Origin of the sequence: Pseudoalteromonas arctica A 37-1-2 (assembly GCF_000238395.3) — a bacterium.
Taxonomy (GTDB): domain Bacteria; phylum Pseudomonadota; class Gammaproteobacteria; order Enterobacterales; family Alteromonadaceae; genus Pseudoalteromonas; species Pseudoalteromonas arctica.
Genome location: NZ_CP011025.1, coordinates 2,747,775 through 2,767,837, shown reverse-complemented (window position 1 = coordinate 2,767,837; position 20,063 = coordinate 2,747,775). Strand labels below are relative to the sequence as shown.

The 20,063-nt window shown below is 38.6% G+C and carries 18 protein-coding genes and 1 other annotated feature; of the genes, 13 read left to right on the top strand and 5 right to left on the bottom strand.

Going from position 1 to position 20,063, the window contains the following annotated elements:
- Positions 1 to 172: 172 nt before the first annotated feature.
- From ffh to tyrA, 6 genes are all read left to right on the top strand, one after another.
- A complete protein-coding gene (ffh, locus tag PARC_RS12530) occupies positions 173 to 1,552 on the top strand; it encodes a signal recognition particle protein (RefSeq protein WP_007581399.1) in 1,380 nt (459 codons plus the stop codon).
- 260 nt (positions 1,553 to 1,812) lie between these two features.
- Positions 1,813 to 2,061 (top strand): 30S ribosomal protein S16, encoded by a 249-nt coding sequence (rpsP, locus tag PARC_RS12525; protein ID WP_002962192.1) that lies wholly within the window; start codon positions 1,813 to 1,815, stop codon positions 2,059 to 2,061.
- Between the two features lie 17 nt (positions 2,062 to 2,078).
- Positions 2,079 to 2,615, top strand: a complete 537-nt coding sequence (rimM, locus tag PARC_RS12520; RefSeq protein WP_010554631.1) for a ribosome maturation factor RimM — start codon at positions 2,079 to 2,081, stop codon at positions 2,613 to 2,615.
- On the top strand, positions 2,615 to 3,382 hold the full coding sequence (trmD, locus tag PARC_RS12515; protein WP_007581405.1) for a tRNA (guanosine(37)-N1)-methyltransferase TrmD: 768 nt from the start codon (positions 2,615 to 2,617) through the stop codon (positions 3,380 to 3,382). Before rimM ends, trmD begins: the two co-directional genes overlap by 1 nt.
- Before the next feature lie 33 nt (positions 3,383 to 3,415).
- Entirely contained in the window at positions 3,416 to 3,775 is a 360-nt protein-coding gene (gene rplS, locus PARC_RS12510) for a 50S ribosomal protein L19 (protein ID WP_007581406.1), read from the top strand.
- Between the two features lie 249 nt (positions 3,776 to 4,024).
- Positions 4,025 to 5,158 (top strand): bifunctional chorismate mutase/prephenate dehydrogenase, encoded by a 1,134-nt coding sequence (gene tyrA / locus PARC_RS12505; RefSeq protein WP_010554632.1) that lies wholly within the window; start codon positions 4,025 to 4,027, stop codon positions 5,156 to 5,158.
- Positions 5,159 to 5,285: 127 nt separating this feature from the next.
- Here tyrA and PARC_RS12500 read toward each other — a convergent pair whose 3' ends face one another.
- The gene (locus PARC_RS12500) at positions 5,286 to 6,443 is read right to left on the bottom strand and encodes a chorismate mutase (RefSeq protein WP_010554633.1); all 1,158 of its coding nucleotides are present in this window, start codon (positions 6,441 to 6,443) and stop codon (positions 5,286 to 5,288) included.
- A gap of 44 nt (positions 6,444 to 6,487) precedes the next feature.
- Positions 6,488 to 6,605 (bottom strand) — a sequence feature (Phe leader region).
- A 192-nt stretch (positions 6,606 to 6,797) separates the two neighbouring features.
- On the opposite strand from PARC_RS12500, the gene PARC_RS12495 reads away from it, so the two are divergent.
- Positions 6,798 to 9,812: a bifunctional diguanylate cyclase/phosphodiesterase gene (locus PARC_RS12495; RefSeq protein WP_021032079.1), complete on the top strand. Its 3,015-nt coding sequence runs from the start codon at positions 6,798 to 6,800 to the stop codon at positions 9,810 to 9,812.
- 12 nt (positions 9,813 to 9,824) lie between these two features.
- Here PARC_RS12495 and PARC_RS12490 read toward each other — a convergent pair whose 3' ends face one another.
- Entirely contained in the window at positions 9,825 to 10,154 is a 330-nt protein-coding gene (locus tag PARC_RS12490; RefSeq protein ID WP_007581414.1) for an SUI1 family translation initiation factor, read from the bottom strand.
- 135 nt (positions 10,155 to 10,289) lie between these two features.
- Between PARC_RS12490 and PARC_RS12485 the strand changes: the two genes are divergently transcribed.
- From PARC_RS12485 to PARC_RS12470, 4 genes are all read left to right on the top strand, one after another.
- On the top strand, positions 10,290 to 10,595 hold the full coding sequence (locus tag PARC_RS12485; protein WP_002962948.1) for an STAS domain-containing protein: 306 nt from the start codon (positions 10,290 to 10,292) through the stop codon (positions 10,593 to 10,595).
- Complete coding sequence (locus PARC_RS12480) at positions 10,595 to 12,244, top strand: SpoIIE family protein phosphatase (RefSeq protein ID WP_010554634.1); 1,650 nt, start codon at positions 10,595 to 10,597, stop codon at positions 12,242 to 12,244. Before PARC_RS12485 ends, PARC_RS12480 begins: the two co-directional genes overlap by 1 nt.
- Before the next feature lie 56 nt (positions 12,245 to 12,300).
- Entirely contained in the window at positions 12,301 to 12,960 is a 660-nt protein-coding gene (locus tag PARC_RS12475) for a GAF domain-containing protein (RefSeq protein ID WP_010554635.1), read from the top strand.
- 80 nt (positions 12,961 to 13,040) lie between these two features.
- Positions 13,041 to 14,231, top strand: a complete 1,191-nt coding sequence (locus PARC_RS12470) for an amino acid aminotransferase (protein ID WP_010554636.1) — start codon at positions 13,041 to 13,043, stop codon at positions 14,229 to 14,231.
- An 84-nt stretch (positions 14,232 to 14,315) separates the two neighbouring features.
- Here the strand turns inward: PARC_RS12470 and PARC_RS12465 are convergent, their stop codons facing one another.
- Positions 14,316 to 15,518, bottom strand: a complete 1,203-nt coding sequence (locus PARC_RS12465) for an aromatic amino acid transport family protein (RefSeq protein WP_010554637.1) — start codon at positions 15,516 to 15,518, stop codon at positions 14,316 to 14,318.
- Positions 15,519 to 15,733: 215 nt separating this feature from the next.
- Between PARC_RS12465 and PARC_RS12460 the strand changes: the two genes are divergently transcribed.
- Positions 15,734 to 16,630 carry a DMT family transporter gene (locus PARC_RS12460; protein ID WP_010554638.1) on the top strand — a complete coding sequence of 299 codons (897 nt, stop codon included), beginning with the start codon at positions 15,734 to 15,736 and terminating at the stop codon, positions 16,628 to 16,630.
- 13 nt (positions 16,631 to 16,643) lie between these two features.
- Here the strand turns inward: PARC_RS12460 and PARC_RS12455 are convergent, their stop codons facing one another.
- On the bottom strand, positions 16,644 to 17,522 hold the full coding sequence (locus PARC_RS12455) for a flagellar protein MotY (protein ID WP_010554639.1): 879 nt from the start codon (positions 17,520 to 17,522) through the stop codon (positions 16,644 to 16,646).
- 202 nt (positions 17,523 to 17,724) lie between these two features.
- On the opposite strand from PARC_RS12455, the gene rnt reads away from it, so the two are divergent.
- Positions 17,725 to 18,417, top strand: coding sequence for a ribonuclease T (rnt, locus tag PARC_RS12450; protein ID WP_010554640.1), 693 nt, complete (start codon positions 17,725 to 17,727; stop codon positions 18,415 to 18,417).
- Here the strand turns inward: rnt and PARC_RS12445 are convergent.
- Positions 18,401 to 20,026, bottom strand: a complete 1,626-nt coding sequence (locus tag PARC_RS12445; protein ID WP_010554641.1) for a flagellar assembly protein A — start codon at positions 20,024 to 20,026, stop codon at positions 18,401 to 18,403. The genes rnt and PARC_RS12445 overlap by 17 nt on opposite strands.
- Between the last annotated feature and the right edge of the window lie 37 nt (positions 20,027 to 20,063).

The window sequence follows — 20,063 nt, the reverse complement described above, 5'->3', positions numbered from 1 at the left end:
GACCTTAAAAAAAGAAACTCATCAAGGTGCACTTGAACACTATATTGTAAGGCGCCATATACGGTATACTACTTTTAATTGAAACTTAATAAGTCAATCTAGGTTAATTGAAAAATCAAATTAATCGTAAAATTTAAATGGATTGATATAAACGTCTTATCGGAACCGTTACATGTTTGAGAACCTCCAAGAACGATTAGGTAAAACCTTAAAAAATATCAGTGGCCGTGGCCGTCTGACGGAAGACAACATAAAAGACACACTTCGCGAAGTGCGTATGGCATTTTTAGAAGCCGATGTGGCATTGCCTGTTGTTCGCGACTTTGTAAAACAAGTTAAAGAACGTGCAGTTGGGGTTGAAGTTACAAAAAGCTTAAGCCCAGGCCAAGTATTTATAAAAATAGTGCGTGAAGAACTAGAAAAAGCAATGGGCGAGGCTAATGAAGAGCTAAGTCTAAATGCGCAACCGCCAGCCGTTGTAATGGTAGCGGGTCTACAAGGTGCGGGTAAAACCACCAGTGTAGCTAAGCTTGCTAAGTTTTTAAAAGAGCGAAAAAAGAAATCAGTACTTGTAGTAAGTGCCGATGTTTATCGCCCTGCGGCGATTAAACAGCTAGAAACGCTTGCAGCAGAAGTTGATGTTGATTTCTTCCCAAGTGATATTTCGCAAAAGCCTGTTGATATTGCAACCGCTGCAATTTCTCATGCTAAAAAGAAATTTATAGATGTAGTACTTGTTGATACTGCAGGTCGTCTACATGTTGATAGCAACATGATGGATGAAATTAAAGATCTTCACAAAGCAATCAATCCAATTGAAACCTTGTTCGTTGTTGATGCAATGACAGGTCAAGATGCGGCGAATACAGCTAAAGCATTCGACGAAGCATTACCACTTACCGGTGTTATATTAACAAAAACCGATGGTGATGCGCGTGGTGGTGCTGCTTTATCTATTCGTCACATCACTGGCAAGCCTATTAAGTTTATGGGTGTGGGTGAGCGCACTGACGCACTTGAACCTTTCCACCCAGACCGTATAGCGTCGCGTATTTTAGGTATGGGTGACGTACTTTCATTAATCGAAGAAGTCGAGATGAAAGTAGATAAAGAGCAAGCTGCTAGAGTTGCTGAAAAAGTATTTAAAGGCGCAGGTTTTACTCTTGATGATTTTGCTGACCAATTAAAGCAAATGAAAAGCATGGGTGGCATGATGTCAATGCTTGATAAGCTCCCTGGTATGTCTAACTTACCAGATGCTGTTAAAGGTCAAATGGGTGATAAAACATTTATCCAAATGGAAGCTATTATTAGCTCTATGACTAAAAAAGAGCGTGCACGCCCAGAAATCATTAAAGGTTCGCGTAAAAAACGCATAGCAGCTGGCTCTGGTACACAAGTACAAGAGATTAATAAGTTGCTTAAGCAGTTTACGCAAATGCAAAAAATGATGAAAAAAATGAAAGGTAAAGGCGGCATGACTAAAATGATGCGCGGTATGAAAGGCATGTTACCACCTGGAATGATGGGCGGCGGCGGTCCTAAATTTTAAAAAGTACCATTAAGTTACTTTTTAAAATAATAGCGAATCATATTTAAAGGAGCAAATAGCTCCTTTTTTGTTGAATAAATTATGCATGTAATACACCTTTAACTCTTATTTGTCGTTGAGATCACGGTTTAACCTACTAAACTGCCTTTTTGGTTCACTTCTTACTTGCGTTATTGCCAAAAACTCGTACAATTCCCCAGCTCCCCATTCTGGGGAGTAAATCTTATTAATGAAAACAGTCAATCTTTATAGAGGACGGTATGGTAACTATTCGTTTGCAACGTGGTGGCGCTAAAAAACGCCCTTTCTATCAAATTGTGGTTGCGGATAGCCGTTTCTCGCGTGACGGTCGCTTCATCGAGAAAGTAGGCTTTTTTAACCCAATTGCTTCAGGTCAAGAAGAAAAAATTCGTTTAGATTTACCACGTGTTGAACACTGGGTAGGTCAGGGCGCATCTCTTTCAGATCGCGTAGCTAAGTTAGTAAAAGACGCTCGTAAAGCGGCTTAATAGGCGTAAGTGTAACCATGAGTCAAGAGAACACCTCATCAATAATTGTCGTAGGAAAGCTCGGTGCCCCATATGGTATAAAGGGCTGGCTTAAGGTACATTCATTTACTGATGATCCCGTAGGGATCTTCGATTTCAGCCCGTGGTTGATAGGGCAGCAAGGTAAATGGCAGTCCTTAGAAGTGGTCGACTGGCGTCGCCACAACAAAGGCTTTATCGCTAAATTTGCGCAGGTAAACGACCGAGACGAAGCAATGGCTTATACCCATGCAGAAATCTCAATGGATGCAGCGCATTTACCAGAACTCCCGCAAGGTGAGTTCTATTGGCGAGATCTCATTGGCATGTCTGTTGTAACCGATAAAGGTTATAGCTTAGGCATTGTTGATGACCTGATGGAGACAGGATCAAATGACGTACTGGTTGTTAAAGCAAACAGTAAAGACGCATTTGGTCAAGCTGAACGTTTGATTCCTTTTTTAACTGATTCAGTTATTAAAGAAGTTAAATACGACGCAAGAGAAATTACCGTAGACTGGGATCCTGGTTTTTAATGACGCAAACTAGTTCATTATGGGTAGGGGTGATAAGCCTTTTTCCAGACATGTTTGACGCTATTACAGACCAAGGTGTTACCGGTCGCGCAGTAAAAAATGGCTTAATTGATTTTAACTGCTGGAATCCGCGAGACTACGCTTTAGATAAGCATAGAACCGTAGATGACCGTCCTTACGGGGGCGGACCTGGTATGTTAATGATGGTTGAGCCATTAAAAAAAGCGATTGCCGAAGCTAAAAAAGCAGCTGGTGATGGTGCTAAAGTAATTTATATGTCCCCGCAAGGGCGCAAACTTGATCAGCAAGGTGCTAGCGAACTCGCTAACTCTAAAAAACTGATTTTGATTGCCGGTCGCTATGAAGGTATAGATGAGAGAATAATAGAATCATATGTTGACGAAGAATGGTCAATTGGTGATTTTATTTTGAGTGGTGGTGAACTACCTGCCATGACATTAATTGACGCAGTAGCGCGATTAGTGCCAGGTGTGTTAGGTCATAACCAGTCAGCGGAACAAGATTCATTTTCGGATGGCTTGTTAGATTGTCCACACTATACACGACCAGAAACATTGGACGACAAACAGGTTCCTGCTGTATTACTCAGTGGTAACCACCAAGAGATAGCAAAATGGCGGCTTATGCAGTCATTAGGCAGAACTTGGTTACGACGTCCTGACTTGTTGCATAACCTAGCTCTGACTGAGGAGCAAGCGGTATTACTCGCGAAATTTCAGCAAGAGTACCAAAAAGCTTGTGGCTAGAAGACAGTTACACCTAGGAAAGTGAGAAACATAATGGCAAAAGTAAACCAAAATATTATTAAAGCGCTTGAAGATGAGCAGCTTAAAACAGACGTACCTGCATTTGGCCCTGGTGATACAGTGGTTGTACAGGTAAAAGTAAAAGAAGGTGCTAAAGAGCGTCTACAGGCCTTTGAAGGTGTTGTAATCGCTAAGCGTAATCGTGGTCTTCACTCAGCATTCACAGTTCGTAAAATCTCGAACGGTGAAGGCGTTGAGCGTGTATTCCAAACGCACAGCCCTCTTATTGATAGCGTAACAGTTAAGCGTCGCGGTGCAGTTCGCCGTGCTAAGCTTTACTATCTACGTGAGCGTTCTGGTAAATCTGCACGTATTAGAGAAAAACTTAACTAATACGCGCTGTTTATCAACGCAAAAAAACGGGTTGCATCCTTCGGGTTGCAACCCGTTTTGGTTTTAGAATATTATTTTCTCAATTCTCAATTCTCAATTCTCAATTCTCAATTCTCAATTCCTCATTAGTAAAATTTCCGCTTTAGCCTTTTCTCAGTTAGCTGATCCTGTTAGTATTTATCGTATTGATTAGTTTACTTTTATGTAAATTTATATTTACGTTATTTGGTTTTTTAAGGTGGGACGAACGTGGCTGACATAAGTGATTTAGCACAGCTAAGAGAAGGTATAGATGAATGCGATGCACAACTTGTTGCCTTACTTGCTAAACGTAATGGTATTACGCAAAAAATTGGTGAGATAAAACAACAAACAGGCGCACCTTTACATGCACCTGCCCGTGAAGCAGAGCTATTAGCGGCAAGACGACAAGAAGCAATAAATCAAAATGTAAGCCCAGATCTCGTTGAAGATATACTTAGACGCATGATGCGAGAAGCCTATCAAAACCAACAAGCAAAACTTGCATGCGCAGCGCCAGAGCTTTCGCCAATTGTAATTGTGGGTGGTCAAGGCGCCATGGGCCAGTTATTTGCACAGCAGTTTATTCGCTCAGGTTACGAAGTTAAAATTTTAGATAAAGATCAGCAAAACGATGCTAAAAGTATTTTAAAAGGTGCCAAGCTGGTAATGATTAGCGTACCTATTAATGCATTGGACGCTGTCGTTGCTAAGTTACCTAAACTAGATGAAGACTGTTTACTAGTTGATATTACATCGGTAAAGCAATCGCCTATTAAAGCACTAAAAGCTGCGCACAGTGGCCCTGTGGTTGGTTTACATCCTATGTTTGGGCCTGATATATCACACTGGGTAAAACAAACAGTTGTTGTATGTGAAGGGCGAGAACACCAAGCGGCAAAAGGTTTGTTACAGCAGTTACAAGTATGGGGTTGTCAGCTTGTTGAGCTTGATGCTAAAAAGCATGATGAAGCAATGCAAATTATTCAGGTAATGCGCCATTTAACGACATTTGTGTACGGACAATTTTTAGCAAAACAAAGTCATACACTAGAAGAATTACGTAGCTGCTCGTCACCTATATATCAATTAGAACTGATGATGGTAGGGCGTTTATTTGCGCAGTCGCCTGAGCTTTACTCAGATATTATGCTAGCACAATTCGATGATGTAGAAACCTTACTTGCACAGTACCAAGATACCTTTGCAAGTACATTAGCAAAATTAAAAGCGGGAGATAAAGCAGCGCTTATTGATTCTTTTGCTGAGGCTAAAGTTTACTTTTCTGACTCGACAGAACACTTTTTAACGCAAAGCAGAAGCTTATTAAATAAAGCGAATGATTCAAAAGTTTTAGATTAATATTTGTTATACCGTTTGCTTAAGTATGGGGATTTAATTCGTTAAATTGCTAAAATATTTATGCAGACTGGTACTAGTTAACGAAAAAGGGCCGATATCGGCCCTTTTTGATTTGTAAAATTGCTTATTAAGTATTAACGCTTACTGCCTGTAGTGACTCGCTTTGGTAGCATCCTAAAATACGTACATATTGGGTGTGCTCTTTAAGTTCTTCTAGCGCTTCTTTTACTTGGCTTTCAGCTAAGTTTGCTTCTAGGTCAACATAAAAAACTTCTTCCCACGGATTGCCCGGAGTAGGGCGAGATTCAAGTTTTACTAAATTAATCTTGTGCTGCTTAAAAATCATTAACGCATCGGCTAGTGAGCCCGCTTGTTGTTTTGTCGACATGATCAAACTAGTTTTAGTTGGAATTTGGTTAGACACTTGTAGAGGCTTACGTGCAACAACAATAAAGCGGCTATGGTTTTCGCTTTGATTAGCTAGGTTTGATTTAATAACCTCAAGCCCTACGTTTTTCCCCGCTTGTGCAGAGCCAATTGCAGCACTGTATGGTGTGTTCAGAGCTGATTGTAGCGCGCTTGATGTTGAGTCACATGTTTCGTGTTGTAAATCACCTAAGCCCTGTAAAAAGCGGCTGCACTGCGCAAATGGTTGTGGGTGTGCAAATATTTTTGTTAGTTGACTAAGTTCAGTATCAGGGCTGGCGAGTAAGCAATGCTCTACACTGTGAGTTACTTCTCCAACAATAGACACTTGCGCGTGCTGTAATAAGTCAAACACCTCGTTAATACTGCCAGAGCTTGTGTTTTCAATGGGTAATAAACCAAAATCAGCTTGTCCGTTTTCTACTTTACCTGTTATTTCGTCAAACGATGTACAGCCAATTTCAACTAATTTCCCCGGGCGGCGGCTAAAATATTTATGGCATGCTAGTTGGCTATAAGAACCCTGACCACCTAAGTAAGTTACACGGTGTGTTTCACTAAGGGCATCTGGATTCAGGTTTTTTTGTAGCATTGCTTGTTGGTGTAAAACTGAGTCTTCCAAAATAGTTTGAAAAACATTATTCACGTAGTAAGCATCCAAACCTAGTGATTTACCATAACCAATCAGTTTCTCTAAAAGTGCGAGTTCACGTGCTTCATCGCGAATTGGCTTGTTGTTAGCAATTTTATACTCAACCACACCGTGGCTAATACGACGACGTTTAGCTAATAACACGAGTAAATCGGAGTCTATTTCATTTATATCGTGTCTTAGTGCATTTAATACATCATTTGTCATTTTGGTATCCTCATTCCAAAAGTAGGCTGTTATTACACAGCAAAAACAAAAAAGCCTCCCGGTTGGGAGGCTTTACTATTCGATTGATTTTATCTCACAAACAGGGAAGCCTCTTCTATATAAAGAAGCTAAAAAACGAAAAAAAAGTGCGAGAGATAAATATGTTCATGCAGTTAATGTATGGAGAGTTGCTACCAATGTCAATAAAGATCTAAATAAGCTTAGAGTACTATTTATTTCCCTATATTAGTTTTTATAGAAAGTTTACAAATAATTTATAAATATGAATGCGGATCTGGTATATTTCGTTAACTGGTTCAAATAATAACAATTATTAATAATTAAGGTTGACCCGTGGTTTACAGACGCCCTCCATCGCGTTTTGGATTGAATTCTTTAAGTGTAAAACTATCGCTACTCATATCCGCTATTTGCTTAATAGCTGGGGTGTGTGCGGCTGCCTTAATGCTTAAATCTGAAGAGAAACAACTCGTTTTTGAAGAACACGAAGTTTTAAAAAGCTCGACAGACTTATTAGTGAAGCAATTTAATGAGCGCATTAAAACAAAAGTAAATATTGCTCAACAAGCTAATAACGTAGTAACACAACAACTTTTTCAACCCAATTCACCAATTAATTTAAGCAATAAATCACAGTTACAATTTAATAGTGACGGTACGATTCGCAGTGCCTCGGCTGATGGTTTATCAGCAGCATTTTTACCACAGCAAAATTACTCTCCTTTTTATAAACGCCTATTTAATGATTCTGAGATGCTGTGGCGTATAATTTCTCCTACACTGGTACACGACTTTTTTAACTTTTATCTAATAACAGATGATGATTTTATTCGTGTTTCTCCCCCTAATTGGGCATTAAACGCACCTGCCGACTTTAGAGCAACGAATGGCTCAACTTATAAATCGATTAAAAGCACGCTTGAAACAGTAAGAGAGCCTGCATGGTCAAAAGTCTATTACGATACAGTATGGCGCAAATGGGTTATTAGCTTACTAGTGCCAGTTTATGTCGATAATGAGTTTTTAGGTGTGACAGGGAGCGATATTTCCCTCAACAAACTTATTTCATTTTTACCTGTCGGTGATAAAGAAAAACACCTACTTGTGTTTGATAGTAAAGGGCAATTGTTAGCACACCCAGATTTAAATCCGACCTTACTAGCCGACTATGGTAGTGATAATAAAGCACTCGCTACTAACGAATTTGTAAACCCAGCGCTGCAGTCGATTATTGATGATGTAATTGCGGTGAAATTACCTGAATACGCAAATTCGTTTGAAAAAAATGACGAAGCTCATATTATCAATATTCGTAAGATTGATGACTTAGATTGGTACATAGGGGTATATAAAAAGCGTTCATCGACGTTATCTGCATTACAAGATTTAAAACTGAAGTTTTTTGGTCTCTTTATTTTATACGCAATATTAGTTGCCTTATTGCTGCATCAAGCGCTTTATCAACTAGTCCTTCGCCGTTTACATACTTTGGTTTATGCAGTTACAAGTTTTGGCAAAGGTCAATTAACTACAGAATTTCCACCAGAAAACAAAGATGAAATTGGTACGCTTAATGGCTCATTTAGAGACATGACGGTAGAAATTCGCAAACTTATCGATGGCTTAAACCAGAGAATTACAGAAAAAGAAATTGCTGAAAAAGCAGCTAACCGTTTATCTAAAGCGGTAGCATTCTCGGGCACTGGCGTTGTGATCACCGATGAGAATTTTGTAATTGAATACGTGAATCCAAAAATGCTCGAAATGACAGGCTACCCAGAAAGTCATTTTAATAGAGCACCATTACTTAATATTATTGCCTCAGAAATGTCTATTTTAGTTGAAGATATAGACATAGATCTACGCAGCCGTAATTACTGGCGCGGTGATACATTAATTCAAGGCTTGAATAAAGAGCCAATTTGGGTGTCTTTAAGTGTTTCGCCAATTCGTGAAGAGGGCGGTGAAATAACCAGCTATGTAGCATCTGCACAAGATATTTCGTTTGTAAAAGAAAGCCAGCGTAAAATGGAGCAGCTTGCTTACTTTGACACCCTTACGGGCCTTGCCAACAGAACGTTTTTTAGAATGCAATTGCGTAAATCAATGGCATTAGCAGAACGAGGGCACTATGCATTTGCATTGTTTTACTTTGATTTAGACGAATTTAAACGTATTAACGATACATTAGGTCACGATGCTGGCGATCAATTATTAATTGAAGTGGCAAACAGACTTAAAAAACGTTTACGAGCCGAGGACACCATAGCGCGCTTAGGTGGTGATGAATTTGCAGTATTACTCAGTGGTATAGAAAGCCAAGCTCACGCGACTGATGTTGCCAATACAATTCAAAAAACACTGAATGTGCCTATAAAACTAGGTAGTAATGAAGTTATTGTGAGCGCGAGTATTGGTATTACAATGGCTCCGTACGATAGCCTAGAAGAGGATCAGTTATTAAAACACGCTGACTTAGCAATGTATGAGGCAAAAGCAAAAGGGCGTAATACATTCCATTTTTATAGCCAAGAATTGAACGCAGCTGCTAATGAGCGTTTATTTATTGAAAATGAGCTACGTATAGGACTAAAAGAAAAACAGTTTGTAGTTTACTACCAACCTCAAGTTGATAGTCGTACTCATCAGGTCATTGGCTATGAAGCGTTATTAAGATGGTTCCACCCAACTGAAGGCGCAATCCCTCCAGATAAATTTATTCCTATTGCAGAAGCGACAGGCCTTATAGTTGAATTAGGCGAATGGGTGCTTCAAGAGTCTTGTGATTTTGCCGTAAGATTAACAAAGCAAGGCTTAGAAAATAATATATCGATAAACTTATCGGCTCGCCAGTTCAAAGACTCAAGCTTAGTCTCAACACTGAGTAAAATGATAATTAGGACGGGTGTTTCGGCTAAGCGCCTTCATTTAGAGCTGACTGAAAGTATGCTAATGGGAAATGTAGAAGCTGCAATTACACAACTCCACGAGCTTAAAGCCTTAGGTATATCTATTTCTATTGATGATTTTGGTACTGGCTATTCGTCACTCAGTTACTTAAAACGATTCCCGGTTGATATATTGAAAATTGACCGTTCATTTGTAAAAGATATCCCTGAGGATACAAATGATATGGAAATCACTGCCGCTATTATTGCCATGGCGCAAAAGTTAAAGCTAGACGTGGTCGCAGAAGGGGTTGAGACAATAGAGCAGATGCAGTTTTTACAAAATAATAATTGTTTCATTGTACAAGGCTATTATTTTAGTAAACCAATTGCTGAGCACGAACTACCAAAATTGTATGAAAGGTTAAATGAACTCTCAAATAGCGAAGTAAGTAGTTAATAAAATTGCGGGTTAACCACCCGCAATTTTAACTTTAAATTTTAACGCTTCTAAAATGGCTTTTAGTTTATCGCGGTCATCACCTTGCACTTCAATAATGCCTTCTTTTACTGCGCCGCCTTGGCCCATTTTGCTTTTTATAGTTTTAGCTAACTTTTTTAAATCATGATCTTTTGGATCAATGCCTACAACTAACATTACGCCTTTGCCTTTACGTCCTTTTGTTTGACGCTCAATGCGAATAAAACCATCTTTAAAAAGCTTAGCTTCTAACTCTTTTTCTGGTTTTGGCTGGTCAATGCGCCCCGTACTTGTTGAATATACTAAGTGACTATCACTCATACCTTACCTTTATGGATAAAAATTAATTAAATATTGGCGTAAATGATAGCAAATTTGAAGTTGTGTGTTTTTCTTTTTGCTAAATACTTTTAACAGGTTATATTTAGTTCAAAGGAAATATTATTGGAGTTTAATATGAGTTTAACTAAGAATGAATCAGTCGATGGCACTACATTAACAATACAAATCAAAGGTAAATTTGACTTTAATTTAGTGCAATCTTTTCGCCAAGCTTATGCCCAAATGAGCGAAAAAACAGTAAAGGTTATTATCGATTTAAGAGAGACTGACTACATGGATAGCTCAGCACTTGGCATGTTACTTAACATGAAAAAAACAATTGATAGCCAAGTGAAAACTATTGAAATAAGCAATTGCCAACCTCAGCTTAGAAAAATTCTACAAATTTCACGTTTTGATAAAAAGTTTGATATTAGCTAATGATACATGTGTTAATTGTGGATGATCAGGCGCTCAATCGCATTTTACTAAGTAAAATGCTTGAGCAAGAGGGTTATAAAATATCAGTGGCTTATAACGGGCTAGATGCACTTAATGTACTTAAAAGAGAGCAAATAGACGTTGTTTTACTTGATGTTTTAATGCCTGTAATGGATGGTTTTGAAGCTGCTGAAAAAATAAAGCAGCAGTATAGTGAAGTTTACTTACCGATTATTTTTATAACCTCCTTAGAAGATCAAGCAAGTTTTGAGCGGTGCCTCGAAGTGGGTGGCGATGACTTTATTCATAAACCATTTGAAAAAGTTATTCTGCATGCAAAAATTAAAGCACATATTCGCACCAGAGAGCTGAGTAAAAAAGCAAACCAACAAAAGAAACTACTTGAATATCATCACAACCAAATTGAACGTGAACACGAAATAATTGAGCATATTTTTAATAACTCATTAGAAAACCAAGGTAAGTTTAAAGAGTATTTAGATTTTAATTTATCACCGGCCTCTATGTTTAACGGCGATATGTTTTTAGTAGCGCAAAGCCCAATCGGTAATTTGTATTGCATGTTGGGAGATTTTACGGGCCATGGCCTTGCTGCAGCTATTGGTGCATTACCAACTTCTCGTGTGTTTTATACTATGGTACAAAAAGGGATGGCAGTTAACGATATTGCCTGTGAGCTAAATACACTACTGTACAACCTACTACCTGGGCATATGTTTTGTGCTGCAACCATTATAGAGCTTAGTGCATCAGGTAAAAGTGTTTCTGCATGGATGGGCGGCTTACCCGATGCCTACCTAATAGATAAAGACGGTAATGTAAAACAAACATTAGAATCGCAGCATATGGCGCTGGGGATTTTAGATGAACAAGAATTTGAATATGAAGTTATTCATTTTGAAACAAATAGTAATACACGCCTAGTATTAGCAACCGACGGTATTATAGAAACCGCAAACAAAGAAGATATATTTTTTGGGGAAGAGCGTTTTTTACAAACCTTAAAAAGTAAATCGATGATTAGTAGTGAAGACATAGTTGCTAATGTTACTAAGTTTGCAGATGGTACTAAGCAGCAAGACGATTTAAGCATTGTTTTACTAAACTGCCTGCCTTTAATTCCCGTGGAACAAGAGCGAGAAGCATTTTCTACTTTAGCTTTTAATTTGTCTTTGAGCTTAAACTCAGAGCAAATAAAAAAAACAGACCCCGTTTACGACGTCGTTAATATTTTAAGCAGTGTTGAGGGTCTAAATACTCATCGTTCTAATATATTTTTACTGTTGTCTGAGGCTTATAACAATGCGCTTGATCATGGTGTATTAGGACTTAACTCAGAAATTAAAAAACAAGAGGACGGCTTTTTTCGATATTACGAGTTGAGAGAGGCAGCCCTTGCTAAACTTACAGACGCCATGATTATTATTGATATGCGCTATTGCCCCGACACGCTCAGTTTATACTTTATTATTTGTGATTCAGGTCGAGGGTTTAGTAGTAAGCACGATGAGTTGGCAAAGGCTAATAACGAATTTGGCAGAGGGGTGTCTTTATTAGAAGAAATAGCCGAAAAAGTCACTTATAACGCCAGTGGTAACCAAGTTGAAATGTGCTACAAGTTGAGCTAGCTCTGTAAAAATATCCATGCTATTATTCTCGAAACTTTAGATGTATGGATGGCCAAATGATTTCTTCTTACTTAAAACAAGCACAACTTAGTGCTAATCCAGCTTTGATTTCAACAGAGCTTGAAAAGCTTGATCTACATTTAGCAAACACTGCTTTGCCTGATGTGTGTTGGGAGTATCAAATACCTGAGCTTGGCGAGGGCGGTGCATGTAGTTTATTTGGTTACTTACAAGATGAGCCATTCAAATTAACTGACTATATTAAAAATGATGAGCAAACACAGTTTAAGCTGGCTACTTTACAAAGTATTGTAAGCTACATTGAGCAGCAAACGGGCGTTGATTGGTATGGTATTTATCAATCAACTAATACCCCTGAAGGTAATCAACTATTAAAATTGGCTTATCATGGAGCGCCTAGTCGTCCGTTGTTTCCTTTAACGCAAGCATTTGCAGCTGGCAGTAACAACGTACAAGTTGCACTATCTCACAAGGGCCGCATTATTAATAACGTTGAAGCGTATTTATCACAAGGTGGTGAATACTACACATGCGATCCTAAAGTTAAATCAGAAACCTGCCTACCTTTATTTAATGCACAAAATGAATGTGTTGGTATTGTAGATGCAGAAGCCTTTAAAAATGATTTTTTTGATGAAAAGACGCTTGCCGTTTTAATTGCATGTTGTATTAAAATTACTCACTTTCTAGTGTAAATAACGCTAGTCAATATGATGTGCTTTTATGTTAAGCTTAGCTTAACAGCTAACCCCTAAATAACGATAAGAGATAGCCAATGTTCTCAGTATTAAAACCATTACCAACAGATCCTATTCTTGGCCTTATGGCGGCCTATAAACAAGATACAAACCCTAATAAAATTGATTTAGGTGTAGGTGTCTACAAAGATGAGCAAGGCAATACACCGGTTCTTAAAGCGGTTAAAAAAGCTGAAGCGTTTCGTCTTGAAAACGAAATGAGCAAATCTTACATTGGTTTAGCGGGTAATTTAGATTACTGCCAAAAAATGGAGCAGTTACTATTAGGTGAGCATCAAGTATTACTAGCTAACCGCGTACGTACTGCGCAAGCTCCTGGTGGTACGGGTGCACTTCGTGTTGCTGCTGAATTTATTAAGCGTTGTAATACAGACGCGACTGTTTGGGTAACTAACCCAACATGGGCTAACCATATTAGCTTGTTTGAAGCTGCAGGCTTAACAGTAAAAGAATACCCATATTACGATTACGAAAATAAAGATTTATTGTTTGATGAAATGATCAACACACTTAAACAAGTGCCTAAAGGTGATGTGGTTTTACTGCATGCATGTTGTCATAACCCAAGCGGTATGGATTTAAACGAAACACAGTGGAACACGGTTGCCGAACTGGCAAAAGAAGTTGGCTTTACACCACTTGTTGATATTGCATACCAAGGCTTTGGTGCTTCACTTGAAGAAGATGCACGTGGCTTACGTATTTTAGCCGATGCAGTAGAAGAGCTAATTATTTGTTCTTCATGTTCTAAAAACTTTGGCTTATACCGCGAGCGTATTGGTGCATGTTCACTAATTGCAAAAGACAGCGCAACAGCAGATATTTCAAACTCTGTAATGCTAAGCGTTGTACGTAGTATTTACTCAATGCCGCCAGCGCATGGTGCTGACATTGTTAATACTATTTTAAGCAGTACAGAGCTTACACAATTGTGGCACTCTGAGCTTGATGAAATGCGTAGTCGTATAAATGGCTTACGTAGCTTAATTAAAGAAAGCTTAGCAACTAAAGATATTGCTCAAGACTTCTCATTTATTGAACGCCAAAACGGTATGTTTTCTTTCTTAGGTATTAATAAAGAGCAAATTGCTCGCCTACAAAAAGAATACGGCATTTACATAGTTGGCTCTAGCCGCGTAAATGTTGCAGGTGTTAGTCATTCAAATATTGAATACTTTTCAAATGCTGTAGCTGACGTTTGTAAATAAACGCAGTTAATATAAAAAACCGCACATCATTACTAATGATGTGCGGTTTTTTATTATCTAAATTTAAACAATTAGCAGCAACCTTTAACCGATAGCAGGAATAAGCCCCGCCATTTGCATAAACTGCGCAGCAATAATAGTTATGCCACATATAGCTGCTATACCAAGCCCAACATTCCCACTTTTAACTTGGTAGCCTGTTTTATTTGATGTTGTACGCTGTTTATAAACCATTGCTACAGGCAAAAATATTGCCAGTACAACAAGTGCTATTGCTGCGTACCCTAAGGCCATAATAAAGCCTTGAGGATAAAACAATGCAAAGCCAAGTGGCGGAATAAACGTAATTAAAGCCGTTTTAATTCGGTCTGTTTTATTGTCACCCTTTTTAAATGCATCAGCAAAAAAATCAAATAACCCTAAACTCACCCCTAAAAATGATGTCGCAAGTGCTAAATCAGCAAATAACTTAACGGCCGTTGCCACACTTGGGTTATGCGCAATACTTGCCACGCTAGATACAAACCCATTAAGACCTTGGCTGTTGAGTAAATCAGCTTGGCTCATAATACCTTGGCTAAGTAGTTGCCAAAAAATATAAATGACTAAAGGTAGGGCGGCTCCAGCAATCATTACTTTGCGCAGTACTTTTATTTCAACACCAACATATTTAACAATAGAGGGGATAGATCCATGAAAGCCAAACGAAGTAAATATAACCGGTATAGCTGAAAGGATTAATCCTTGCTCTACGGGCATTTCTAATAAGTGCTTACCTTGTACATAAGGGGTAAGCATGTAAAACAAACTAGCTAACACAATAATTTTTATTGTAAATAACACTCTATTTAGTTTATCTACCTTGCTAGTGCCTAGCGTTACTACACTTGCAATAATAACAGCAAGGATTACAGAGCCAAACTGTGGGGCTATATTTACATCAAAGCCTATATTTATACGCGCTTGGAGTTGTGCACCACCACCTGCTATATAAGCAGCGCATAAAGCGTAAAATAAAAAAACCATCGAAAAATTCGCAATATATTGTCCGCGCTTTCCAAGCCATAATTTAGCCAATGTATTTAATGTTGCATCGCGTGGTGCATATTGGTGTAGCTCTAACATGAGTAGTGCGGTGTAGGTCATTAGTAACCAGCTAGCAATTATTAATGCAAGTGCAGTACTAAATCCAAGCCCGGCAGATGCAATTGGCAATGCCAACATACCCGCACCAATAGTGGTGCCTGCAACAATTAACATGCTTCCAGTTGTTTTATTTTTAAGCACTTAATTACCTTAATTATTATTAATATTGATGCACCATATAACTAGTTGCTCAAATCTCAAATAGTTTTGTAATAAAAGAGCGGTATTAAAATGTAACTTACAATTTACAACTGTATTTATTAAGGACTTTAGTGTTTAAAAAGTACTAAAACACAGTAGTGAGCGTATAATTTATTCTTTGTTTTATTCATTCATATAAAGCGTAGGGATGGCACGTGCCAGTTAAAGTATCGTATTTTTTAATGGTTCTTATATGGTCTACTACACCACTGGGTATAGTGTGGAGTAGTGAAACTGTATCGCCAACACTTGCTGTATTAATGCGTATGCTGGTGGGGTTGTTTTTAGGTGGTTTAATTATTGCCATAACAAACATTAGAGTACCTTGGAGCAAAAATGCGTGCTTACTTTATTTTTATTCGAGTATAGGTATTTTTGGCGGTATGTTGTTGAGCTATATGGCAGCTAAAACAGTCCCTTCTGGTATTATTTCGCTTATGTTTGGCCTTGCACCTATTTTGTCGGGGTTGCTTGCTCAGCAATTATTAAATGAACCTAAATTTAGCCCGATTAAATTAGTTGCGTTAGCGTGCGCTTTAATTGGCTTATATTTTGTTAGTTATAACCAAGTACAAAACTCGCAAACTCAAGGGCTCGGGTTGCTTTATGTGTTTATGGCTGTCTGCTTTTTTAGTTTAAGTGGTGTGATGATCAAGCGTGTGCAGATTGCGATTCATCCTATGGCAACAACATTTGGTGCCTTAGTTTTTGTAACCCCACTCTTTTTTATTGCTTGGTGGTTATTAGATGGTGAGTTGCATATACAAAACTGGAGTGCAAAATCATTGTGGGCTATTGGTTATCTAGGAATATTTGGATCTTTAGTAGGGGCTTTGGCGTATTTTCATGTGCTGCAAAACCTAAATGCAAGCACGGTATCACTTACTACACTTATAACTCCTAGCTTTGCGTTAGGTTTGGGAGCTTGGCTAAATAATGAGTCATTAAGCCAAGAACTAATAATTGGTGCGGTTATTATTTTAATTAGTCTAGGTTTTTTCCAATTTGGTGATAAGTTTTTTAAGCGAAATAAATTAAACATTAAGAGCTAAATACCCTTAAGTGTCACATTTTTTCTATTTGAATAATTAAACGACGGTTTTTGTCTCGGCTTAAAATGTTATCGTTATTATCAACAAAGCGTTTTTCGCCTAAACCGGTTGTTTGTACTTTTGCTTCATCAACACCCAAGCTCACCATATAATCTTTTATAGTTTTGGCGCGCTTGCGGGATAAATCTAAGTTATTCCAGCGTCCGCCATAACTATCTGTGTATGAGTCAATACTAATGGACTCTATGCTTGCATCATTTTTTAAATACTCAGCAATCTTATCAAGACGTTGTTGCGAGGATTTAGTTAATTTACTGCTGTTAGATTGATAGTTCATTACAGTAAACGAAATATCTTCAAAGCTGTAAGGGAGTAGCTCATCACGGCATTGTAAAAAAGCCCAGTAAGCTTGTTTAAAGTTTACGCTCGATATACCAACGGCAATTTTATCGGCACTGTTTTGCCAGTCTTGATAATAAAAAGTAGGGTAGTAGCCTTTTTCAAGCTCGGTAAGCATTTCCCATGCGGTTTTATTGCCTAGCTCGCCATCAAACTTTTTAAGTAATTTCATATTTGCAATATCGCGAGCGGGCAACCCTGCACGCCATGTAGGTGGTACTGCTTTTAAACCTGCAATTGCGTAGTTATCTGGGCGTACAACCATATCTAAATTAAATGTTAAGTTTTTATTTTTACTTGCTGAAGCTTTAAATATAGCTTCACCGTAATAAGGAACCTCATGATTTAACTGGCATTGTAAGCGCGTTGTTTTAACGACTTCCCAGTTGGAGTTGTCTTGGGTTGCTGTGTATTGGCGCATAGCAGCTTGCGAGTGAGTACTGCAAAGCACCGCACTTATACTAAGGCTAATAAATAACAACTTATACTTCATGGTGCTCTCCAGCTATCCGGGAATGCCAATAATTTGGCAAATTAACGACTGCAATGATTAGTTTGTTCTCTGTATAACTAACTTATAAGTTAAAGCAAGTTATGTGCCTACAATTTTAAAGCAATAAATACTTAAATCCCCTAGCCTAGGAGGCATCAATTTTGACATAATAGTCAGCTTACACGTATAAACAAAGAAGACTATGGCAAATACTGAGCAAACACCTTTCGCAAAACGCTTTCGTGGATTTTTTCCTGTTGTTATTGATGTTGAAACTGCAGGTTTTAACAAAGAAACAGATGCCTTGTTAGAAATAGCAGCCTCTGTTTTAAAAATGGATGACGAAGGACTGCTCAGCATAGATCATACTGTTCATTTTCATGTTCAGCCATTCGAAGGCGCTAATATAGAACAAGCAGCCATCGACTTTAATGGTATAGACCCATTTTCACCACTGCGTGGTGCAGTACCTGAAGATGAAGTCATTAAAGAAATATGTAAAGTAGTACGCAAAGCGCAAAAGGCTGCTGGGTGCCAACGCTCAGTTATTGTGGCGCATAATGCCGCATTTGATCATGGCTTTTTAAATGCAGCAATAGAGCGTAATAACATTAAGCGTACGCCATTTCATCCCTTCGTAAGCTTTGATACAACATCTTTAGCGGGTTTAGCGTTAGGGCAAACTGTATTAGCAAAAGCATGTAGAGCGGCTGGTATCGAGTTTGATAACAGCCAAGCGCACTCAGCGCTTTACGACACAGAACGTACAGCTGAGCTTTATTGTTTAATAGTAAACCGCTGGCAGCAATTAGGTGGTTGGCCATTAGCGCCACTAGATGACGCTGATGCTGAAGTTGAAACTGAAAATGACGAAGAAACTAAAACGTCTGAGTAATTTTACCCTCAGTTAGCTTAACTAGGTGGGGCGGGTAAATACGCGAAAATTGTTTAGAATCTTTCGCTATTTTAAGCTCCACACCAGGGTGCATTAATTCATTTACTTTTAAACGACTGCTGGCAAGTAATTGCACTATTTTTTGCTTAATAAGTAGTTTTTGACGATGAATATGCGCAGAGCGTATTTTTATATGCTTTTCATTTTCAGTTATTTTATTCATGAATTGCTGACGCTGAGCAGCCCCCGCAATTTTACTCGCTTTTTCACGAGCCTGTTGTAAAGCGGTTACTTTAGTCGCAAGTACTTTTTCAAAATCGGTGATTTGTATTTGCTTTTGGCGAAGCTCAAACCAGAGTTGTGCTAAAAATACGCGTGTTTTAGTACCGGCTGGCGCGCCTAGCTCACCTGTTTCAATGCGCATAGCATCTAAAATATTACCGCCAATAATTTTACCTCGCGGGTCATTTGCTTTGCCTACACGTATTAATCGCCTAGCACTCAAATCACAATGCAGAGCTTGGCGTTCAATAAATAAATCTTGTTCGGATTTAATATTGCAGTACTGGGCATAACCAATCGAAATAGTTCGCTGAGCGGTTATAGAGCATGTAAATGCTTCCTCGCCTTCACGTTTTCGGCCAATTGCGCCAAGCATAATGGTTACCGCACTTTTACTTTCAACAGTTCCTGATTCTACAAAACCAAGTACCGTAATATCACCATTGGCTTTTACACGCATACCGTCTTTAATATCACCAGTAATAATTACGCTACCATCAAAATCAACATGGCCTGTACTTACATCTACGTTATCAAAGCATAAAACATCATCTACACGCATACCACGGGGTAGGGCAACGGGCACACCTTTGCAGTCGGCAATAAGCATATTAGGATTATTAGGATCTACTTTTGTACCTTCGAAAGGCTGGAGTTGGTGATCTTTACCTGGTTTTGCACTAATTGAATCGCCAAATACCGTATAGCCTTCTTCTCCAGGTGTAGCTGCAATACGCTGCATTAAGGGAGTGCCAGGTTTTACGGTGATAATAGCGCCAAGGTTTTTCATATCAACCTTACCGCCTTCTTTAGCTTGTGGGCTGAGTACTCGGTCTTGAGCTGTTGAGCATAAACGCACAAATTTAGCATCGCTGCCTTCTTTTGGATTGCGCCCATGTGCAATTATGGCACTGTAAGAGCTTCCTGCTGGTTGCTCAAACTGCTGGCCTAAAAAGGTATCAAGCGCACGAGGGCTTATTCCTTTTTTAACACCTGCATCAGCAAGTGCTTTTTGCGCGCCTTCCATAGACAAAAGTGCGCCACCTTTAGCGGTAGTTAATGTTGCTTCTGCGACCATGTTTTTTTCATCAATATTAATGATAAGCGACGCATCTACAGCTTTAGCAACGACAAGCGATACTTCCTGATAATTTTTAGTGGGCGCAAAAAGCTTTCCAATATTGGCAATGACAGCTTCGTACTCACTAAACTCAGATTGCTCTAGCATTTGCGTTAACTGAGTACTTGTAACAGGAAAACCACTATCAATAGGGTGACTTTCTAAAGAGACAAACCCTGTACTTTTATCAAATGAAAAAACCGACATTTATTAATTCCCTACTCTATGCCTGTTATTATTTTTA